The 21,055-nt window shown below is 36.8% G+C and carries 27 protein-coding genes and 1 pseudogene; 14 read left to right on the top strand and 14 right to left on the bottom strand.

Annotation, left to right across the window (positions count from 1 at the left end; translation table 11 throughout):
• The first annotated feature begins 50 nt into the window (after positions 1–50).
• Positions 51–1,298, top strand: a complete 1,248-nt coding sequence (locus Q5W13_RS01245) for a glycoside hydrolase family 15 protein (protein ID WP_304446583.1) — start codon at positions 51–53, stop codon at positions 1,296–1,298.
• 223 nt (positions 1,299–1,521) lie between these two features.
• Here Q5W13_RS01245 and Q5W13_RS01250 read toward each other — a convergent pair whose 3' ends face one another.
• From Q5W13_RS01250 to clcA, 4 genes and pseudogenes are all read right to left on the bottom strand, one after another.
• A complete protein-coding gene (locus Q5W13_RS01250; protein ID WP_155597158.1) occupies positions 1,522–2,055 on the bottom strand; it encodes a hypothetical protein in 534 nt (177 codons plus the stop codon).
• 46 nt (positions 2,056–2,101) lie between these two features.
• Positions 2,102–2,365, bottom strand: a complete 264-nt coding sequence (locus Q5W13_RS01255) for a hypothetical protein (protein WP_304445095.1) — start codon at positions 2,363–2,365, stop codon at positions 2,102–2,104.
• On the bottom strand, positions 2,322–2,627 hold the full coding sequence (locus Q5W13_RS01260) for a general stress protein (protein WP_304445096.1): 306 nt from the start codon (positions 2,625–2,627) through the stop codon (positions 2,322–2,324). Before Q5W13_RS01260 ends, Q5W13_RS01255 begins: the two co-directional genes overlap by 44 nt.
• Before the next feature lie 204 nt (positions 2,628–2,831).
• Positions 2,832–4,163 (bottom strand): annotated as a pseudogene (clcA, locus tag Q5W13_RS01265) (H(+)/Cl(-) exchange transporter ClcA).
• A 194-nt stretch (positions 4,164–4,357) separates the two neighbouring features.
• Here clcA and Q5W13_RS01270 point away from each other — a divergent pair.
• The 13 genes from Q5W13_RS01270 to Q5W13_RS01330 all read left to right on the top strand — a co-directional run bounded on the left by Q5W13_RS01270 (position 4,358) and on the right by Q5W13_RS01330 (position 15,606).
• The gene (locus tag Q5W13_RS01270; protein ID WP_304445097.1) at positions 4,358–5,134 is read left to right on the top strand and encodes an MlaE family ABC transporter permease; all 777 of its coding nucleotides are present in this window, start codon (positions 4,358–4,360) and stop codon (positions 5,132–5,134) included.
• Positions 5,134–5,916, top strand: coding sequence for an ABC transporter ATP-binding protein (locus Q5W13_RS01275; protein WP_304445098.1), 783 nt, complete (start codon positions 5,134–5,136; stop codon positions 5,914–5,916). The genes Q5W13_RS01270 and Q5W13_RS01275 overlap by 1 nt, the downstream gene beginning before the upstream one ends.
• Before the next feature lie 3 nt (positions 5,917–5,919).
• Complete coding sequence (locus Q5W13_RS01280; protein ID WP_304445099.1) at positions 5,920–6,900, top strand: MlaD family protein; 981 nt, start codon at positions 5,920–5,922, stop codon at positions 6,898–6,900.
• Positions 6,901–7,089: 189 nt separating this feature from the next.
• A complete protein-coding gene (gene eno, locus Q5W13_RS01285) occupies positions 7,090–8,361 on the top strand; it encodes a phosphopyruvate hydratase (RefSeq protein WP_304445100.1) in 1,272 nt (423 codons plus the stop codon).
• Between the two features lie 92 nt (positions 8,362–8,453).
• The gene (locus Q5W13_RS01290) at positions 8,454–8,906 is read left to right on the top strand and encodes a pyridoxamine 5'-phosphate oxidase family protein (protein WP_226975865.1); all 453 of its coding nucleotides are present in this window, start codon (positions 8,454–8,456) and stop codon (positions 8,904–8,906) included.
• 639 nt (positions 8,907–9,545) lie between these two features.
• Entirely contained in the window at positions 9,546–10,109 is a 564-nt protein-coding gene (locus tag Q5W13_RS01295) for a hypothetical protein (RefSeq protein ID WP_497582252.1), read from the top strand.
• A 41-nt stretch (positions 10,110–10,150) separates the two neighbouring features.
• Positions 10,151–10,354, top strand: coding sequence for a TolC family protein (locus Q5W13_RS01300; RefSeq protein ID WP_304445101.1), 204 nt, complete (start codon positions 10,151–10,153; stop codon positions 10,352–10,354).
• Positions 10,321–10,662 (top strand): hypothetical protein, encoded by a 342-nt coding sequence (locus Q5W13_RS01305; RefSeq protein ID WP_304445102.1) that lies wholly within the window; start codon positions 10,321–10,323, stop codon positions 10,660–10,662. Before Q5W13_RS01300 ends, Q5W13_RS01305 begins: the two co-directional genes overlap by 34 nt.
• Before the next feature lie 19 nt (positions 10,663–10,681).
• A complete protein-coding gene (locus tag Q5W13_RS01310; RefSeq protein ID WP_304445103.1) occupies positions 10,682–11,590 on the top strand; it encodes an HlyD family secretion protein in 909 nt (302 codons plus the stop codon).
• 40 nt (positions 11,591–11,630) lie between these two features.
• On the top strand, positions 11,631–12,560 hold the full coding sequence (locus Q5W13_RS01315; RefSeq protein ID WP_304445104.1) for an ABC transporter ATP-binding protein: 930 nt from the start codon (positions 11,631–11,633) through the stop codon (positions 12,558–12,560).
• Entirely contained in the window at positions 12,547–13,314 is a 768-nt protein-coding gene (locus tag Q5W13_RS01320; RefSeq protein ID WP_304445105.1) for an ABC transporter ATP-binding protein, read from the top strand. The genes Q5W13_RS01315 and Q5W13_RS01320 overlap by 14 nt, the downstream gene beginning before the upstream one ends.
• Before the next feature lie 35 nt (positions 13,315–13,349).
• Complete coding sequence (locus Q5W13_RS01325; protein WP_304445106.1) at positions 13,350–14,465, top strand: ABC transporter permease; 1,116 nt, start codon at positions 13,350–13,352, stop codon at positions 14,463–14,465.
• 25 nt (positions 14,466–14,490) lie between these two features.
• Positions 14,491–15,606 (top strand): ABC transporter permease, encoded by a 1,116-nt coding sequence (locus tag Q5W13_RS01330; protein ID WP_304445107.1) that lies wholly within the window; start codon positions 14,491–14,493, stop codon positions 15,604–15,606.
• Positions 15,607–15,748: 142 nt separating this feature from the next.
• Here Q5W13_RS01330 and Q5W13_RS01335 read toward each other — a convergent pair whose 3' ends face one another.
• The 10 genes from Q5W13_RS01335 to Q5W13_RS01380 are packed head-to-tail and all read right to left on the bottom strand — an operon-like array spanning position 15,749 to position 21,048.
• A complete protein-coding gene (locus Q5W13_RS01335; RefSeq protein WP_304445108.1) occupies positions 15,749–16,639 on the bottom strand; it encodes a F0F1 ATP synthase subunit gamma in 891 nt (296 codons plus the stop codon).
• An 18-nt stretch (positions 16,640–16,657) separates the two neighbouring features.
• A complete protein-coding gene (locus Q5W13_RS01340) occupies positions 16,658–17,326 on the bottom strand; it encodes a hypothetical protein (RefSeq protein WP_304445109.1) in 669 nt (222 codons plus the stop codon).
• Entirely contained in the window at positions 17,214–17,999 is a 786-nt protein-coding gene (locus tag Q5W13_RS01345; RefSeq protein WP_304445110.1) for a hypothetical protein, read from the bottom strand. The genes Q5W13_RS01340 and Q5W13_RS01345 overlap by 113 nt, the downstream gene beginning before the upstream one ends.
• Before the next feature lies 1 nt (position 18,000).
• Positions 18,001–18,189: a hypothetical protein gene (locus Q5W13_RS01350; protein WP_304445111.1), complete on the bottom strand. Its 189-nt coding sequence runs from the start codon at positions 18,187–18,189 to the stop codon at positions 18,001–18,003.
• A gap of 16 nt (positions 18,190–18,205) precedes the next feature.
• Complete coding sequence (locus Q5W13_RS01355) at positions 18,206–18,979, bottom strand: F0F1 ATP synthase subunit B family protein (protein WP_304445112.1); 774 nt, start codon at positions 18,977–18,979, stop codon at positions 18,206–18,208.
• 10 nt (positions 18,980–18,989) lie between these two features.
• Complete coding sequence (locus Q5W13_RS01360; RefSeq protein WP_304445113.1) at positions 18,990–19,256, bottom strand: F0F1 ATP synthase subunit C; 267 nt, start codon at positions 19,254–19,256, stop codon at positions 18,990–18,992.
• 54 nt (positions 19,257–19,310) lie between these two features.
• Positions 19,311–20,033 (bottom strand): F0F1 ATP synthase subunit A, encoded by a 723-nt coding sequence (locus Q5W13_RS01365; RefSeq protein ID WP_304445114.1) that lies wholly within the window; start codon positions 20,031–20,033, stop codon positions 19,311–19,313.
• 1 nt (position 20,034) lies between these two features.
• Positions 20,035–20,337, bottom strand: a complete 303-nt coding sequence (locus tag Q5W13_RS01370) for an ATP synthase subunit I (RefSeq protein ID WP_155597177.1) — start codon at positions 20,335–20,337, stop codon at positions 20,035–20,037.
• Entirely contained in the window at positions 20,330–20,662 is a 333-nt protein-coding gene (locus Q5W13_RS01375; protein ID WP_304445115.1) for an AtpZ/AtpI family protein, read from the bottom strand. The genes Q5W13_RS01370 and Q5W13_RS01375 overlap by 8 nt, the downstream gene beginning before the upstream one ends.
• Complete coding sequence (locus Q5W13_RS01380; protein WP_304445116.1) at positions 20,659–21,048, bottom strand: F0F1 ATP synthase subunit epsilon; 390 nt, start codon at positions 21,046–21,048, stop codon at positions 20,659–20,661. Before Q5W13_RS01380 ends, Q5W13_RS01375 begins: the two co-directional genes overlap by 4 nt.
• Between the last annotated feature and the right edge of the window lie 7 nt (positions 21,049–21,055).

The raw sequence follows: 21,055 nt of genomic DNA on the forward strand, positions 1-21,055 counted from the left end.
GGCCACAGAATATGTGGCTACAAGGAGAACCCAATTGGGATGGTCTGCAAATGGACCAAATTGCCCTGCCAATTTTGGAAATACTAAAAGGCTACTTACGGAACACAATGGGTATACCCCGGATGAAAAGATATTGGCCTTTGGCAAAAAAAGCTATTACTTTTCTTTTAAAAAATGGGCCGTATACCAGTCAAGACCGTTGGGAAGAAGAAGATGGTTTTTCTCCTTTTACGATGGCTACAGAAATTGCTGCTTTGTTAGCTGGAGCCGAGCTTGCAGAAATAAATGACGAAAAAGATTTTGCCATCTATTGCCGCGAAACTGCAGATAGTTGGAACGATACTATAGAATACCGCACTTATGTTACAGGTACTCCCCTAGCCAAAAAACACGGTGTAGATGGGTATTACATTCGTATAAATCCATTTTCAGATATTCCCGCAACGGAATTGGGGGACCGAACCATTAAACTCAAAAATCACAATGCTGATCATGGAAAAACAAAACTAAGCGAACTGATCAGTGTAGACGCCTTGGCGCTAGTCAGGTTTGGTCTTCGGGCAGCCGATGACCCCAAAATACTGAATACTTTAAAAGTCATAGATGCTGAATTAAAGGTTAAAACTCCTAATGGAGATTGCTGGTACCGTTATACCAATGATGGTTATGGTGAGCAAGAAAACGGAGACCCTTATGATGGTACTGGAAAAGGTCGTGCATGGCCGTTATTAACAGGAGAAAGAGGTCATTATGAAATAGCGGCGGGTAATATAGAAGAGGCTATTAAGCATTTAAAAGCTATGGAAGCTTTTGCTAACAATGGTTTGTTACCCGAACAGATATGGGACAAAGCAGATATTCCCGAAAAAGGATTATTCTGTGGCGAACATACAGGTTCTGCAATGCCATTAACTTGGGCACATGCAGAGTATATTAAACTCTGTATTTCTATACAGCACAGGAATATTTTTGATATGCCCAGCCAAACTTTTGAACGTTATCTGAGAAAGAAAAAGAAATCAGACCATAAAATATGGCGTTTTGATAATGGAACCAGAATACTGCCTAGAGGAAAAACATTACGAATAGAGACCTTAACGGAATGTACGGTTCATTGGACAGATGATGATTGGAAAAGTACGTTTATTACAGAATCCGAAAATATGAAATTCGGCATTTTTGTAACCAATATTATACCCACAACACCCCAGTCTACTGCATTGCAATTTACATTTTATTGGAAAGAAGCAGACAAGTGGGAACAGAGAAATTATTCTGTAAGTATAGCTAATGAATAATGCTTGATTAGTGATTGAGAAACTCAACTAGTAGTAAAATTATAAGAGTACTCTTAACTAAAAAGTAGACATGCAGATGTCTACTTTTTTTTGTTCTGTATCATAAATATTGACAAAAAAACAGGCGGTAGAAAGTGATATTCACCTCTGCTGCCTGTCTTCCAATTACCAACCAACTCTAATCATACCAGTGTCTTAAAAAGCCAATGGTGTTTTTTATGTTCTAAGCTTTTTTATGATTATTTAAAATTTTGCCTTTTGCATTCGTATGTACATGTATTTTTTTACCATGGTTTTCTAGGACAATTCTATAACGTTTTTTTGCTTTCCCATTTCCCAATTGAACCATATCGTAAGAATCTTTTTTAAATTTCCATTCAGGATATTCTTTTGCAATAGATTTACTTACCGCATAAGGTAGTGCCACATTTTTAAAATGCTCTGTGGTTTTAACAAGGTTACCGTCTCTGTCATAAGTAGCCGTAAGTTCTTTTCCTTTCTCTTTCATTACTATTTGAAAGGTATCGTAATCTGCATTAGAATCTATATTTGGGTTGATGTAAACATCGCCCTCTACATATTCTACGGGTATCGCATTGTACTCCACAATTGAGAAATCCGGAAAATCTTCTTCCACTGCGGTTACTACTAGTTCTGGTACTTCTTCTACTTCCAATTTGGCTCTAAAGAGCATGTCCTGTGCATTAGATTGAAAAGCCAATCCCATTAAAACTGCACTTAATACTACTGTTTTCATTTTCTTATAATTTAATATGAATTTCAGTTAAAATTATTTTTGATACTTATGCAGATACCGCTTCTTCTGAATGGTTATCTACTTTAGTAGCTGAATCTGACATTATTTTTTTTGCTTTTTCTAGTTCTTCAGGGGTGCCGTTAGCTATTACTAGAAACTTATCTGCTTTAAGAGCAGTCTCATATTGTAATACGCTGTCTTTTGGAATTCCAATTCCAAAAAGAGCACCTCCAAGGGCAGATAATCCCCCAACAACTACAGCTCCTTCAAGAGCACCTACTAAAGATGATATTATAGGACCTGCCAACATAACCGGTCCAACACCTGAGTATTAAGAAAAAACCGGCGCCAAAAACAAGTCCCCAGATACCGCCCCAGAAAGCACCTGCCGTTCCCCAGTTCTTCATTCTATCACCGGTGTTATAAAACCCGATAACTTTATCTTCCTCGTGATAATCTTTACCTACAATAGAAAGTTTTTTCATATCAAAGCCAGACTCCTGTAGTTCTTTGACCACTTTTTCGGCTTTTTGATGCGATTCGCATATAGCGACTGTTACTCCATTTTTCATATGATTCTTATTTAATTATGAATTAAAATTCAAATGCTTATCATCTTTCAATAGGTCAAAATTATCTTGATTGATAAGCGATAAGAATGACCTAAATCAGTTCACCCTAGTTTTAGACTTTTTTTAACAAAGCAGTAATTTGTTTCTAAGATTGATAAGCGCCCTTTAAACAACATATCATCTAAAAATGTAGCATTGCAATTTCTATGAGGAGGTCTCTTCCTTATTTAAAACACGTTTAAGTAATATGGAATAAATAGGTGCATTACCCAACATTGTCGTACAAACGGAAGCCGTAACCGCAGTGAAAATTAACGGTAATATCAATTCATAATTTGCCGTCATTTCTACGGAAAGCGCCAAACCCGTAAGTGGAGCCCTGATAGTTGAGGCAAAGATGCCTGCCATACCGGCAACGCCAAAAATAGCTGGATCAGGAACAAGGTCTGGAAAAAAATGTTGCGCTATTCCGCCAAAGAGCATCCCTAGAATAACCCCTAAAGTTATTAAAGGAGTAAAAATACCTCATAGTACTCCTGAGCCATAACTAAGAACAGAAAGAACAAAACGGACAACAAATAGCGCTAGAAGAAATTTCAACGTAAAAGAACTATTATAAACGTGTGAAATAGTAGTGTAACCTGCCCCAATCATATCTTCTGAATACAACCCTACCGCAGTAATGATTAAAGCCATACACAAAGCAATGGTGACATAGCTTACTTTCATTTTTTTGAATAAATCCAAAGACCTAATCAATAATTTATTAAACATAAATCCAATAACACTGAGCACAAGCCCCAATAATATAAACAACCATATGCCGGATAATTCTTCAAAAGTAAAAATGGTTGTTTTAAGAATAGGCCCACTCCCAACCAACAACCGTACTACCATATCTGCAGAACCGGCGCCGATCATAAGCGCTGCTAGTGAATAAAAATTAAACTTAAAATGGCCGTTCATCTCTTCAATAACAAAAATGATACCTGCAAAAGGAGCGTTAAAAGCACTTGCCAAACCCGATGCAGCACCCGCGCTAATTAAAGGGTTGTCCTCTTCTGCAGATTGCTTAAAAACGTCTTCTGCCATATTGCCCACGTTAGCACCTATCTGCACGGTTGGTCCTTCACGACCCAATAACAACCCACTACTTAAGGAAAATATAGAAGCGATAAATTTAATAGGCAAAACCCTGCGCCATCTCATTGGTCTTAAACCATCTAGTGCGCCTTCTATCTCCTGAATTCCACTACCAGCGGTTTCAGGAGCATATTTCTTGACCAAGAATATTGAAAACCAAATACCAAAAAAAGTGAAAAGCGTAGGCCATAGCCAATTTTGCCATGCCTGATCAATCTCTCCTATTTGAAAAGTTGTCCTAAGCGCAGCTAAACGCGCAAGAATCAACCTAAAAGCAGAGCTCAATAGACCTGTAACCAAACCCACCAAAAGTGCATTAAACAAAAGTCTATAATTACTAACATCTAGATCTACGAACCTATACCGTGCACGGGTTATTTTTCTATAGTTCATTGGCTATGCTTAAACTGTTTCAAATTGAATATGGTCTACAAAATTAAACCGTGTACGCTGCATCAAGAATGACCCAGATCAGTTGTTAAAAACAATACTCATTTATTTTTTAGATATGACCCAAGTCATTCTTATTGGGTGGGAAGTCGGTTAATTTTGAGGGTTGCATAGCGCTACAAATTCAAAAAATAGATTTGAAAATCAAGACTCCAAATAAGATAAGGCAATCACTGACTGAGATCGGGGAACTCTCCTATTTTGCAGGTCGCTTTTTTAAAGAGGCGTTACGGCCTCCTTTTGAATTCAACGAATTCTTGCGGCAATGCTATCATATTGGTTATAGATCGCTAACCTTAGTCTTGGTTACCGGTTTTATTATTGGGTTGGTTTTAGATTTACAATCACGACCTACAATGATCCAATTTGGCGCTGTTTTATGGATGCCCAATATGGTAGGGATTTCAATCGTACGAGAATTAGGTCCTGTTATTACAGCTTTAGTTTGTGCTGGTAGAATTTCTTCAGGAATTGGCGCGGAGTTAGGTTCCATGCGGGTTACAGAACAGATTGATGCCATGGAGGTATCTGGTACCAACCCTTTTAAATATTTAGTGGTTACAAGGGTTATGGCATCTATACTAATGCTTCCGTTGCTAGTTGTTGTGAGTGATGCGGTATCTCTTTTTGGTTCGGCTCTAATTGAAAACATACAGGGAAATGTTTCTTTTCAATTGTATTTCAATACTATTTTTGACGCCCTGTCCTATACAGATTTAATACCCGCGCTTATTAAAACATTCTTCTTTGGTTTTGCCATTGGACTAGTGGGTTGTTTTAAAGGCTATTACAGTAAAAAAGGAACAGCAGGTGTTGGTGTAGCAGCAAATACAGCCGTAGTAATGACCTCTTTACTTTTATTCGTCATAGATTTTGTAGCAGTTTTTATATCCAACATATTTTTTGATGTGTAATGAAAAATCAAAAGAACATAGACGTAATGGAACAGGCTAAAGACCAGAAGGAAGTCATTATAGAAATCAAAGATCTCTATAAAAGTTTTGGTGACCATAAGGTGCTGGACGGGTTTCATATGGAGCTATACAAGGGTGAAAACCTTGTAGTCATGGGCAAGTCTGGCTCTGGAAAATCTGTAATGATAAAATGTTTAGTGGGTTTAATGCAACCTGATAGTGGCTATATCTCTGTTCTAGGTAATGAAATAAAAAAATTAGATCGTGAAACCTTAGATGTGCTAAGGTCCGACATTGGATTTTTATTTCAAGGAAGTGCGCTTTATGATTCCATGACAGTACGGGAAAATTTAGAATTCCCCATGCGGCGGCACAAAGAAAAGTTTGGTGAAATAAAGGATACTACTCCACTAGTAATGGATGCCTTGGAAAGTGTTGGTCTTGCTAGTACAATTGACCTTATGCCAGAAGAGTTATCTGGTGGAATGCAACGTAGAATTGCTTTGGCGCGCACATTAATTTTACAACCTAAAATTATTCTTTACGATGAGCCTACCACGGGATTAGACCCAATTACATCCAAAGAAATTATTGAGTTAATGCGTAACATTCAGATAAAATATGGCACATCTTCATTAATCATTACGCATGATGTGGATTGCGCTAGGGTAATTTCTGATCGGATGATTCTATTGGTAGACGGTATAAATTATGCAGAAGGTAAATACACGGATTTGATACAATCAAACGACCCTAAAATAGAGGCCTTTTTTAAAAAATAGATCATGGAAAAATCAGCATCGGAAAAATTCAGATTAGGGATTTTTGTTCTCATAGGTTCGGTATTGTTAATCATCGTAATCTATATGATAGGTAACAAACAAAATATGTTTGGGAACACCTTTACCCTTAACGTCACTTTTGACAACATACGTGGGCTCCAGAACGGTAATAATGTTCGTTATGCAGGTATTAGTATTGGTACGGTAAAAGACATTGAGATGATCAATGATACCACCATACAAGTAGGTATGCTTATAGACAATAAAATGCAAAAACATATCAAAAACAATTCAATTGCTAATATTGGTTCAGATGGTTTGGTAGGTAGCATGATCATAAACATTGTTCCTGGAACCGGTGATGCACCCTATGTTAAGTCCGGTGATGAGATAAAGTCTTATAGCAACGCTGCTACAGCAGACATGATGAATACATTAAACGTAACCAATGAAAATGCCGCGGTATTAACAGAGCAATTGCTAACTATTACACGCTCCATAAATGATGGAAAGGGAACATTGGGCCGTCTACTTAATGATACCATTATGGGGCATAATTTAAATCAAACATTAATCAACCTAAAATACACCACCAATGACGCCCAAGAGACCATGCACAAACTAAACGCTCTTGTAGAAAGTTTTGACACCAAAGAAAGTGTTGTCGGAACCTTATTGAGTGATCCGCTATCCGGAGAAAAAATCCGCAATGTACTTAACCATTTAGAAAATTCATCTATAGAAATTGAGAAAACAGCCAAAAACCTCAACACGGTAGTTGACCGTATTAATGGTGGTGACGGAGCTATTAACTATCTATCTACAGATACCACATTGGTACATCAGCTTCAAAATTCAATGAAAAATGTAGATGAAGGTGTGCTGAAGTTCAATGAAAATATGGAGGCATTAAAACATAATTTCTTGACCCGTGGTTATTTCAAAAAACAGGAAAAGCAGAAAGAAAAAGAACAGAAAGAATAATGTAAAACAATAACAGTCCGCTTTAAATTCATGCGTTCATGATTTGTGTCATACATCATTTTTATATACTGTAATACCTTCATACCCTCAAAACAATTACAGGGTAGAAATTAGTGCTTCTCCCAATTGATTGCGATGTATATTTTTTTTACATAAAAAAGAATAAAGTATCACTAAATATTCAATAAAATGAATTCAAAAATCACATCTATTTCGGCTCTCGAGATATTGGACTCTCGAGGAAACCCTACACTAAAGGCGTATGTAACTTTAGATGATGGAACCAGAACTTCTGCTTCCGTACCTTCAGGAGCATCAACCGGTATGAACGAAGCTTTAGAACTGCGCGATGACGAAAAACGTTACAGCGGAAAAGGCGTTCAAAAGGCTGTAGAAAACGTTAATAAAAAGATAGCTGCAGCCCTAACAGGAATGCATGCCGTTGACCAAAAAGATATTGATTACACCATGATTGCATTAGATGGTACCGAGAATAAATCTCAGCTTGGTGCCAATGCTATTTTGGGCGTTTCCATGGCAGTTGCTAAAGCGGCAGCCGTTTCATCTAACCTTCCGCTATATCGTTATTTGGGCGGATCCAATACCTTACGTGTTCCCGTGCCGTGCATGAATATCCTAAACGGTGGCGAACATGCAGATAATAGTGTAGATTTTCAAGAGTTCATGCTCGTACCACACGGAGCTCCAGATTTTAAGGAAGGGTTATGTTACGTTGCAGAAACTTTTCATGTACTAAAAAAAATATTGAAAGATAAAGGCCTCGCTACCAGTGTTGGTGATGAAGGCGGATTTGCACCTAATTGCGCAAGCAATGAAATAGCTATAGAATTTATTATTGCAGCAATTGAACAAGCAGGGTACCAACCTGGTATAGATTTGTCTGTTGCTATTGATAGTGCTGCCAATTCCTTTTCTCCTAATTTGGATAACAAGTATGACCTTACAAAGTCAGGTGCCGGTAAAATGACGACTGATGAGCTTATTGACCTGTCTGGCGAGTGGTTAAAAAAATATCCTATCATCTCATGGGAAGACCCCCTTTCTGAAGGTGATTGGGATGGATTTGCAAAATTCACCAAAAAATTTGGAGATAAAATTGAAGTAGTTGGTGATGACATTTTTGTTACCAACAGAAAATATATTAGTAGAGGAATTAGCGAGAAAACCGCTAATTCGGCACTTATTAAATTAAATCAGATTGGGTCGGTTACAGAAACCATAGAAGCAGTACGCATGTGTCGTGAAGCCGGATGGCGTTATTTTCTATCTCACCGCTCAGGAGAAACTGAAGATACTTTTTTAGCAGATTTTGCAGTGGCTATGGATGGTGGACATTTAAAATCTGGTTCTGCATGTAGAGGTGAACGTGTTGCTAAATACAACCGTTTATTAGAAATAGAACATGAGCTTAAAGGGCTCTCAGAATATCGTTGGAAATAAATAAGTATCTTATCAAATACAAGAACATTTCTTGGAAGTAAATGCTATATTTATATAGTTTAGATCATGCATTTTTATAATAAATTAGAATTATGATGGACATATCAGTTAGCGAAAGTACCCGCGTTCTTAGAAATAATTATAACGGTTATCTCTCCTATATTGCAGATGAAAAACCTTATGTGATTCCTATCACCTACTTTTTTGATGCTGAAGACAACAGTATCATAAGCTATACAGCAGAAGGGCATAAAATAGATGCCATGCGGAAAAATGATTCTGTTTCTGTACTAGTGGAACAAGTACATTCTATGGTTAATTGGGAATCCACTCTTATTCACGGTACTTTTGAAGAGCTTGATGGTTCTACAGCTAAGCAAAAATTACATTTGTTTACAGAAGGTATTAAAGCCATTATACATCGAAAAGAACATAAAAACCCTGAGTTCATCAATGAATTTTCTAGTAAGTCCTATACTAGAGGAAACCCTATTGTATACAAGATAAATATCCTTGAGATTACCGGTAAGCGTCGGGAGACTTAGAAAAAAATTTCAAAAATTAAATTGAGAATCAATTCTTGATGTTGATAGTTATCAAAAACTGTTTTAAAATGTGTTACGGTATTAAAACTCGTGATTCATTTTAAAACAGTTTTTTTATACCCAATCCTATTACCTGCCCTTCTTTATAGCCGTCAAAACGGACCTTATTATATAATAAATCTTTATTATTCTTCTCTGCGCATTGTGTGTCTTTTGTCCATTTAGCATTCTCACTAACTAACCATTTAGCACAGGTCTTATTCCGTGTAACAAAGAAATCTTTTTAAAAGAAAAAACATAGAAAAAAGTGATATTTAAATAAGAAATAACTTACTAAAAATCATCGTAACTATTTAATAATCAAAATTATATAAATAATATTCTTCTGCATGATTTGTATCATAAATACAAATAACACTACCTCCTACTTTTGTATAAAATTAAGGCCGTCATCAGTAAAGATGGTTCGTACTAAAAGTCAATATAATGAAACGTTGCTCAATAATTTTACTAGCTTTTATGCTCTTACCAATAAGCTGGGCCTATTCTCAAACTTTAGAGTTAGACTACTGTCAAGAGAGAGCCAGATCTCTTAGTCCTATTAAAAAACAGGAGCTATTATATGAAACCCAAGCAAATTTGAATATTAAAAATTTGAATACTCTAAACCTACCGCAATCACGTTTAAATGGCACGTATAATTACCTATCGGATGTATTGGATATTGGTATTGATATTGCAGGATTGGATATCGCAGAAATCCCTCAAAATCAATACACCTTAACATTAGATATATCTCAAAAAATTTATGACGGGGGTTATGTAAAAAATGCCAAAAAAATGCAAGAAGCACAATTAGCTGCCAATGTAAAGGGAATGGAGGTTGATTTGTTTGAGATAAAGGGAATGATAAACACGCTTTATTTTAATGCACTGGTTTATCAAGAAAATGAAAAATTACTAGGTACTGTAGTAGACGAATTGAATAAGCAACTTAAAAAAATAAATTCTCAAGTAGAAAATGGTGCTATGCTTAAGAGTAACGCCAACATTCTTAATCAGCAAATATTAAAAATTCAACAACAAATATTAGAAGTGCAATTAGGCCGTAAGGCAATGATAGATATGTTAAGCGATTGGATAGGAGAACCTATTTCTCCTGATGCCGAATTTACACTACCACTTATAGCAGACCATAATTAAGCCAAGATATAAGTAGGCCAGAACAGCAATATTTTGATTTGATGGAGGAAAATTTAGAATCTCAAAAAAAAGTATTGAATGCCCAAGTTTTGCCTAGTCTGTCTGGTATAGCTCAGTTAGGAGTCGGGAGCCCTAACCCTTTAAATTATTTTGAAACGGATGCCACAGAATATTATGTAGTTGGAGCAAGATTGAAATGGAATTTTTGGGATTGGAAACAAACATCCCGAAAAAGAAAGTACTAGAAATTAACAAAGAAATTCTCTCCAGTAAAAAAGAGGACTTTGAAAAGAAAATCAACATAGCATCGATCCGTGACAAATCTAGTATTGACACCTATAGCCAACTTATAGAAAAGGATAAAAAAATATTAGAGCTACAGGAAGATATCGTTAGAAAAAGCTATTCCCAATTTCAAAATGGTGTAATCACATCAACAGAATACATCATAGAAGTTAACAAAAGAACTGAGGCCCAATTGAATCTTCAGATACATGGAATACAAAAAATACAATCAGAAATTAATTACCTGACTACTAAAGGAAATTTGTAACCATTAAATAAACAAAAAAATGAAATATTTTATAGGTGTTATCATTTTATGCTTTGGACTTATAAGCTGCTCCGGCGAGAAATTATCGGATGCATACGGCAATTTTGAAGCAGATGAAGTGATTGTTGGCTCTGAAGGCCAAGGCAAAATACTTTCCTTTAATGTAAAGGAAGGAGAGCAAATAAAAGCGGGTGCTATAGTGGGTTATATTGATACTATGCAGCTATCCCTTAAAAAACAACAGTTGGTTGCAAGCATCAATTCGGTCACAGCGCAAACCATGGATGTTCAAAGTCAGTTAAACATTTACAGGGAACAGAAAAACAATATTCTACGTGAAAAGCGCAGAGTAGAACATATGTTGATGGATGAAGCAGCTACCCAAAAAGAACTAGACAATATAACTGGAAATATAGAGGTGGTAGACCGTGAGATTGAAGCGGCCCGTAAAAAATTAGAAACCGGTAATAGAGGCATTCTAAGCCAAATAGAACCCATAGAAAAACAAATAGATCAGATTAATGATCAAATAAACAAAAGCCTAATTATTAATCCTGTTTCTGGAACGGTTCTTACTAAATATTCCGAAGAAATGGAGTTGGCCGGTTATGGCACGCCCCTATACAAAATTGCAGGGTTAGATGAAATCACACTCAAGGTTTATGTGAGCGGTGATCAACTACCTCATATAAAACTAGGGCAAGAAGTAGAAGTGTTGATTGATGACACTAAAAAAGAAAACCGCTCTTTAAAGGGTACCATTAAATGGATTGCTTCCGAAGCTGAGTTTACCCCAAAAATTGTTCAAACTAAAGACGAAAGGGTAGATATGGTTTATGCTGTTAAAGTGCTTGTCGTGAATGATGGGTACTTAAAAATTGGTATGCCTGGAGAAATAAATTTCATGAGTAGTTCTGAAAAGGACTGATCAGTTGAGAAAAAATAAATGTAACGGTTAAGACAAAACGATGACTCCAATTTCAGCAGAAAATATTGTAATGAATTATGGTAAGGTCAAAGCATTGGACGCAGTTTCCCTAAAGGTGGAAAAAGGCGAATTGTTTGGACTTATTGGTCCTGACGGTGCTGGAAAAACCAGTCTTATCAAGATTCTAGGCACGCTACTATTGGCAAATAGTGGTACTGCTGAAATAGAAGGGATGGATGTTGTAAAACAATACCAAAATATACGCCGACAAATTGGGTACATGCCCGGAAAATTTTCGCTATATCAAGATCTAACGGTTGAAGAGAATCTTAACTTTTATGCCTCCATTTTTGGAACAACTCTAGAAGAGAACTACGATCTTATCAAGGACATATATAAGCAGATCGAGCCTTTTAAAAAACGAAGAGCAGGTAAACTCTCTGGCGGGATGAAACAAAAATTAGCTCTTTCATGTGCTTTGATTCACAAACCCAAAGTACTGTTTTTAGATGAGCCTACTAGAGGTGTTGACCCTGTTTCCAGACAAGACCTTTGGGACATGCTTCAAAGTTTAAAGAAAGATAACATCACAATCTTGGTTTCCACAGCCTATATGGAAGAGGCCCTTCTCTGCGATCGAATATCCCTTATGGATCATGGTAAAATATTGGCTACGAATAGCCCTGACGGACTTATCGCAAATTTTGAAAAGCCATTGTACGCCATACGTTCTGGAAACTCCTTTAAAATCATTAAAAAACTAAAGGATTATGAGCATGCCAACTCAGTTTATCCTTTTGGAGATTGGGTTCATTATACGGACAAACGTGATACGATTGACCCATTAGAAATAAAATCCTATCTGGAGAATAATGATACCACCAATGTTGAAATAAAACAAATAAAAGCAAGCGTTGAAGATTGCTATATGTCACTTACCTCTAAAAATCAAAATTATGAGCCAGCCTGAAAAAGCATATAGCATTAGTGTTGAAAATCTGACCAAAAAATTCGACGATTTTGTGGCTGTGGATAAAATTACATTCAATGTGAAAAAAGGCGAAATATTCGGTTTTTTAGGAGCTAACGGCGCAGGTAAAACAACTGCTATGCGTATGCTCATTGGGGTATTAGAACCTACTAGTGGTAAAGGCGAAGTAGCGGGCTTTGATATCTTTAAAAACTCTAGAAAGCTCAAAAAGCACATTGGCTATATGAGCCAAAAATTCTCTTTATATGATGATTTAACAGCAAAAGAGAACATGCGTTTTTTTGGTGGAATCTACGGTCTTACTAATAAAGAAATTCGCAATCGCACCAAAGAATTATTAACCCATTTTGGGATGGAACATATTGAAAAAGAACGCGTAAGCTCCTTACCCTTGGGTTGGAAGCAAAAACTAGCGTTCTGTACTGCTTTGATGCATAAACCGGATGTAGTCTTTTTGGATGAACCTACTAGTGGCGTTGACCCATCTATAAGAAGGCAGTTTTGGGAAATGATCTATGAAACTGCAGAAGGTGGTGTAACTGTTTTAGTAACTACCCATAATATGGATGAAGCCGAATATTGTCATCGAATCTCAATGATGGTAGCCGGAAAAATGATAACAGTAGATACGCCCCAAAACTTAAAAGATAAATATAAGCTTGAAACAATGGGAGAAGTATTTCTTCATTTGGCAAGAGGTTATGAAAAAGAACATGCAAATACTGCAAGCTGAACTGGCTTAAGTTATTGAAGTTATAAAAAAGTAAAATGAAAAATTTCAAGATATTCAAAGGACTTGTTCGTAAGGAGTTTCTCCATATCCTAAGAGATTGGCGTTCCTTAACAATGCTATTGGGCATACCCATAGTCCTGGTACTGCTATTTGGTTCTGTAATGACCATGGAAATCAAGGATGCTAATATTGCAGTTGTAGATCATGCCAAGGACCACGATTCAAAAGAACTGATCAATTTAATTAGCACTTCTGAATTTTTTAAATTGGTAAAATACCTGGATACTTCTGATGAGATTGATGAAGAATTTAAAAAAGGTACCATTCGTATGGCCTTCGTTTTTGATAAAGACTTTGGCTATAAATTACACCACGAAGGTCATGCACAGATACAATTAATTGCTGATGGATCCAAGATATTGACCTCCCCTAGCCTTATCTCCTATGGTAAAATTATAATCAATAAACATATTGCAAGTAAAAATCCGCCAAGCAGAGCCGGATACTACATTATACCCACAGTACGTATGATGTATAACAAGAATCTTAATGGTAGGTATATGACGGTACCTGGTATTATGTCTACGGTCATTTTACTCGTAGGAGCATTAATGACCTCGTTATCAATTACTAAAGAAAAAGAGTTAGGTACTCTGGAGTTACTTTTAAGTACGCCCATAAATAGATTTCTAATCATGTTTGCCAAAATAGTGCCCTATCTAATAACCTCTTTTATTAGTGCATTATCTATTATTTGGGCAGCAAAATATGTGTTTGAGGTACCTGTTTCAGGGAGTATGGGACTTTTACTATTGAATACTGTTCTCTACATTCTTACAGCTCTTGCCTTGGGTTTGTTGATTTCTACTTTCGCAAATTCTCAGCTAACAGCTATGATGATTACTATGACCTTATTGATGCTGCCCACAGAAGTTTTATCGGGAATGACTTTCCCTACAGATAGTCTTCCTGTGGTGTTACAATGGTTAGGGAAATTACTGCCTTCCACTTGGTTTAATATTATAAGTAAAGGTATCCTGCTACAAGGCGCTAAGGGCGGTAGTCTTTTCTTTGAAACAACCATCCTCGTAGTCATGGTAATGGTGTTTTATTTCTGGAGTGTTATACGGTTTAAACCAAGACTCCAATAAGAATTAACAGTTAAAATAAAGAGAGATGCGTATCATAAGATTCATCATCGTTAAAGAATTTATCCAGATTTTCCGGAATCCACTGTTGGTACTCATTATTTTGTCTCAACCTTTCATACAGGTTCTTCTATTGGGTACAGCTGGGGGTGATATTAATTATGCCAGTGTTTATGTAGTAGATGAGGATTTGTCAGCTACCTCTAGAGAGATTATTTCTAAAATGGAGGGTTCAGATTTCTTTGATATCAGAGGGGCTGCTCTAACTATGGATGAAGCCTATAAAGTAATGGAGTACAAAAACATTAATCTGATTGTACATTTTCCTCCAAATTTCGAAAAAAAACTAATCAAAGAACATAGCAGTAAAGTGCAGTTAGTTACTAATGCTATTGATGCTATTACCGCCAGTCTTACCTATGCGTACTCCAGCGAAATCATAGGCGCTGTAAATAAAGATGTAGCAATTAAATGGGCTGCCAAAAGCTTATCAAATAAAGCATCAACAGTTAGTATTCCCTATTCTTACTGGTATAATAGAGCGCTAATTAGTCAGTATATCATGGTGCCAGCTATGTGCGTAGCAATGGTTGTTATGATAACAATTCTATTGTCAGGAATGAATATCGTAAAAGAAAAAGAAATAGGCACCATGGAACAATTGAATGTGACTCCCATGAGAAAGACTCATTTTATTATGGGAAAAATTATTCCGGTTTGGATTATTAACATTGTTCTTCTTGCCATTGGTTTAATTTTAAGTAGCCTTGTATTTCACGTACCTGTAGTAGGAAGTCTGTGGCTTGTTTTCTTTTTATCGGGTGTTGTAATGTTCCTGCTTTTGGCAGTAGGCGTATTAATCTCGGTAATTTCCAACACCCAACAACAAGCTATGTTTTTCACCTTTTTTATTATCATGATATTTGTGATTTTTGGTGATTTTATAACACCTATTGACAATATGCCTTCATGGGGTAAAGCGATGGCTGATTTAAACCCACAAGCCTATTATTCCAGAATGATTCACTTGGTAATTACAAAAGGTAGTGGTATAAAGGATATTTTACCTGACCTGTTAAAAGTATCTGGTTTAACCTTTGCTACCCTAGCTGTTTCACTATGGATTTTTAATAAAAAAGACTAAAGATAATAGGCTTAAATTTATGCCTCTACCACAATTATATCAAGAAAATCTCTAGATAAAATTGAAAATATAAACGCAAAAAATAAGGCAATCGTAATTAACGATTGCCTTATTTTTTTTACTTATTAGAAGGAATTAATTCTTAATCTTTCTTTAAGGCCGTAAAACCAGAGACTACATCAAAAAGCTCTTCGTCTATGGAACTTTGTCTTAAACGGTGGTAGGTATTACCAATATCATCTAACAGTTCTTCAATGTTTTTTTCTGCACGTTGCATGGCATTCAACCTACTTAAATTTTCACTAGCCAAAGATTCCGTACAGGTCTTAAAAAGCGTTACAAAGAGATATTCTCTAATTAAACGGCGTATAAGCTTATTACTATCACCAATAACTTCTGGTGTTTTGGGGGTAGGCCATTTTAACTGTGCTTTCTGCTGACGCCATTCTGCATCTAAGGGTAATAAACGTAATTTTTCTTGTTCGTAAGACCCTTCGTTTACCAAGTGATTATGGAAAAGGTAATACTCATCCACATTTCCATTTTCTTGGTTTTCCTCTACCTGTACCAAAATTGAACCAATAAGAGCGGTAATGGCATTTATAGAATTTGGAAGGTTAAACTGTTTGGTCACGGTCATTCCCATATCCGCTAGTAATAACGGTACCCGTACACCAACGGTCCAGATTTCCAATTTACCTCCGTGAGTAGATAAAGATTCTTGGACGTATTGCGAAAGGGAGTCATTAAACTGCCCAACAAAACCTTGGTCTGATCCAAAAACAATAGCGCAAATAGACTTTTCTCTTTTAATAGTGTTCTCGTTCTGTCTAGGATCTTGTTTGTCCAAACCAATATCTTTTAAATATGCTACAAGTCCTAAAGACACATTGGACCAATAATCATCCAACGATTCCATGGCCCTTTCATATTGACCAATATTAGCGGCAGCCATAGCCTTCATGGTACGCACTATGGAGTTTAGATCTTTGGCTCCGTTAATTTGTCTTGTTAAGCTTTCCAGCGAATCCATAGCGATTATTTTTAGTAGTTACTCTGCCTTTTGAAATTCCTTGAGTGCAGTTTTTGTAGCCGCCAACATACTTTCTCGGCCTGCATCATCTAATCCCTTATCGGAATACAAACTTTTTTGAATAGCTTCTGGTATAGCGCCTATACTTTTTATCACCGCCTTTTCTGCTTCGCGCATATTTTCAATCGAAATCGTATCAAAAAGACCTTGGGTTAGCGTTAGAAGCACCCCTATCTGTTCTGCTACGGACAACGGTTGTAGTTCATTTTGTTTAAGAATCTCCCGAATACGTTTACCGTGTTCAATAACATTTTTTGTTTCTTCATCTAAATGAGAGCCAAAACGAGCAAAAGTTTCCAATTCTTCAAACTGTGAAAATCCTAGTTTTAAATCACCCGCAATGGCTCGGTAGGCAGGTAATTGCGCCTTACCACCAACACGAGAAACCGATTTACCAACCTCAACCGCAGGTAAAATACCCAATTCAAATTGTTTAGGCGATAGATAAATTTGCCCATCGGTAATTGAAATTAGATTGGTAGGTATATACGCCGAAATATTCTGTGCCTCAGTTTCAATTATAGGAAGTGCGGTCAACGAACCACCTCCCAGTTCTTCGCTTAAATGCGTAGAACGCTCCAATAATCGGGAATGGATGTAAAATATATCTCCATGTGAACGCCTCACGTCCGGGTGGTCTTTTCAACAAAAGTGAAAGCTCACGATAGGCTCTGGCGTGGTTCGTTAAATCATCATATACAATGAGTACATCTTTGCCCATTTCCATAAAATACTCCGCTATACTAGTAGCTGCATAGGGAGCAATATATTGTAATCCCGGGGAATCGTTTCCTTCTGTAACCATTACGATGGTATACTCCATTGCCCCATTTTCTTTTAAATCTGCAATAACTTTAGCTACCGCAGAAGCCCGTTGCCCAATAGCACAGTAGACACAGATAACATCTTTATCTTTTTGATTAACAATGGTGTCCAATGCAATAGCGGTCTTACCCGTTTGCCGGTCTCCCAAAATCAATTCCCGTTGTCCGCGCCCTATTGGGATCAGTGCATCTATAACTTTAATCCCCGTTTGCAAAGGCATGCTTACCCCAGAGCGATCCATAATAGGTGTAGCGCTCCGCTCTATAGGCAATCTTTTTTCATAGGAAATAGCACCTTTATCATCCATAGGTTCTCCCAAAGGCCCTATCACTCTTCCAAGGAGTGCTTTGCCTACAGGAACATCCATTACGCGATTTGTGCGTTCTACAAGGTCTCCAGCATCTAAATCGGAATCTTCACCTAAAAGAATGGCGCCTATTTCGTCTTCTTCAATACTAAAGGCTATACCATACAAATTACCATGGGAATTTTAATAACTCCTCATAACCTACGTTGGGCAAACCTGAGACTTTTACCACACCGGCAGAAACACTGGTAACACGGCCTACCTCTTTTGGCGCCAGATTAAACTCGTGCTCTTTTGTATGCTTTGCAAGTTCATCAAACGTATCGTTTACCAAACTTTTATAATCTGTTGCGCCCATGTCATTTCATTTTCGATTATTCTTTCGTGTCCATTTCAACCTTTTTACCGGCTTCAATATCTTCTTCAAGAGATTTTAAATAGTCCGTAACACTCCAAGATAGTTTGTACCCATTGGTTAAAATCTCAATACCATTTATCAATTCTGGCCTTATGGTTTTAAACTCGTAGGTATTCTCTGTTTTCAACAACCCACCTATTGTTTTTTGTATAACACCTTGCTGATTGGCGGAAAGGGCAAAAGCACTTTGTACCAATATGGGCTTACCTCCTTTTAGAGCCTCAGAAAATTTTGCTTTCTCCTGGGCTTGTAGGTCATTTATTTTTTTCAAAAAGACATCTACGGTTTGCCCTTCTAAGCTAACAGAAGAGAGGTCTGTCAATGTTTTTCTTGCAATGTCAAGAACCTCCCCTTTTAACCTTTTAGCCATGTTATTATTTTTATTAGCTTGATCTTCAGCAAAAGCTTTTTCTAATCTATCCTTGAGTTCATTAGCTTCATTCCTTGCATTTTCTTTAAGCTTATCTCCTTCGGATTTGGCTTCTGCAGCGGCCTTTTGCATTAATTCATCCCTTTCTTTATTGAAAATTTCATTTTTATGGTTGAATTCATCCTTAGCTTTTGCTGCCTCTTTTTTCTGAGATTCGGCATCCAAGAGTTTGTTCTTTATATTAGTTTCCCGTTCATCTATTGAAGATAAAATAGGTTGATAAAGAAAACGTTTCAATAACCACATTAACACCAAAAAATTGATGATTTGAGCTATTACGGTAAACCAGTCGATTTTCATATTTTAGGTATTAAGCGATGAAATGGTTCCAGAAAGGATTTGCAAAAATCAAGATCATTGAAATCACAAAACAATAGATTGCCAATGATTCTAGCATGGCCAGACCCACAAAAAGGGTACGCGTAACGGTCTGACTTGCATCTGGCTGCTGGGCCATTGAACTTAAAGCTGTTGAAATAGATTTACCCTGACCCAAAGCAGGTATCATACAGCCAATTCCTGTTGTTATTCCGGCTGTAATGATAGAGACCATTGCGATTATTGTAGTATTATCCATAGTATTAAATTTTATAGTTTTTATTTTAAATTTTCAATTGAGATTCCCTTCTTATTAAGTTTCTGCTACTATTAATTTATTAGCCTTATCCTTTCGCCGTGACTTCTTCTTGTCTGATTCTTCGGTTGCCGCAGCGATATAAACTGTTGCTAAAATGCTAAAGATGTACGCCTGTATAATTCCTGTAATTAATCCTAATACGGTCATTAACACCGGAAAAAACAATGGGGCAATACTTAAGAGAATAGTTACAATCAAACCACCACTCATAATATTACCAAAGAGACGAACAGCCAATGCCAACGTTCGTGATATTTCGCTAATGATATTAAAAGGTAGCATGATGAATGTTGGCTCTATAAATGTTTTCAAATATTGCAAAACACCATTCTCTGCTATACCAAAAATGGGTGTTGCAAGAAAGACACAAATGGCCAAAGCTGCTGTTGTAGACAATGAACTTGTAGGAGGTTCATAACTTGGAAAAATAATACACAAATTGGCAAAAGCTATAAAAATGAACAGTGTTCCTATAAAACCTAAAAACTTCTCAGATTTCTTAAGTCCAACTTCTTTTATCTGTTCATTCATACCGGTTACCAGCATTTCTAAAATGCATTGCCACCGCGATATCTTTAAATCGGTACGGAGTTTTCTGGTTACCAAAACGGACACAAGCACCAATACAAACATTAATACCCAAGTGGTAACCAATGTAAGATTGATGGTGATAAAGCCATTTTGCCAAAAAATCGTTTCGTCAGGACTAAGTTCCATTTTAATACTCTTTTTCTAGTTCTATTGGTTTCATCTCTTTGGTTTTGGTCATACGAATCACAATAAACCGAGCGCTTATAAAACCCAAGAGGCAAATCAACATATACTTAAAATTGTTTTGGCCCATGTAATAGAAACCCAAAAGGGTAAGCCCCACCCTTGTGAACAAACTTCCCAAATACCATAATACCGGCTTTGGGGAGGATAACATCTTCTTTGAAGTAAACCATAGCCCTCCAAAAAATAGAAAGCCTAAGCAAGAGCCGCCAAATAGAACCATTAAGGTCATTACTAAATCATTCATCTTTCTTATTTTTATGTTCGTGCATTGATTTGTTTTCTTTGTCTATCCATTGCCAAGCAAGGACACAACCAACAAACAGCCCCGCTAGCAATAAGGTTAGTGTCCAAGAAAAAGTCTGCGGATATCTCTGATCTAACCATACCCCAACAACGGCTCCTAATACGGTTGGTACTGCAACGGACCAACCCACCATTCCGAATGTGCCAAAACCTCTCCACTCACTCCTTTTCTCTTCATTTCTGGCATGCAACATTTGCCTTTCTTTGCTATCCACTTGATCTATGAAGCCTTTTTCCCTTTTCTTATCCTCCGTATTTTTGCTCATGACTGACGAAGTTTTTTAATCCCATGAATAAATTCACTTTCTAGTTTGGCAACGGCCTTCCGCACATCTCTTTCCTCTTCATCTAAATTCACAAACTGACTTTCTACGGCACTTCTAAGTTTTCCTAAATCAGCTCCTGCAATTGCATTTCGCACGGATATCTCTACAAAACTGTCTCTCTTTGTGAGTATACCTTCATCCATTGCTACATAATGTTCTTGGCCATCCCTAGTCTCATAGGTCAATATGCCAGGTACCAGAGCAGCTACACAATCTAACCTGTGAGGTAAAAATCCGTATGAACCGGCATTGGTATCTACTACAATGCGGAGCACTCCAGAGATTTTAAGAAATATCTTAAACGGAAGTAAAATATGTAACTCCATTATTTTT

Source organism: Zobellia laminariae (genome assembly GCF_030553095.1).
GTDB lineage: Bacteria > Bacteroidota > Bacteroidia > Flavobacteriales > Flavobacteriaceae > Zobellia > Zobellia laminariae.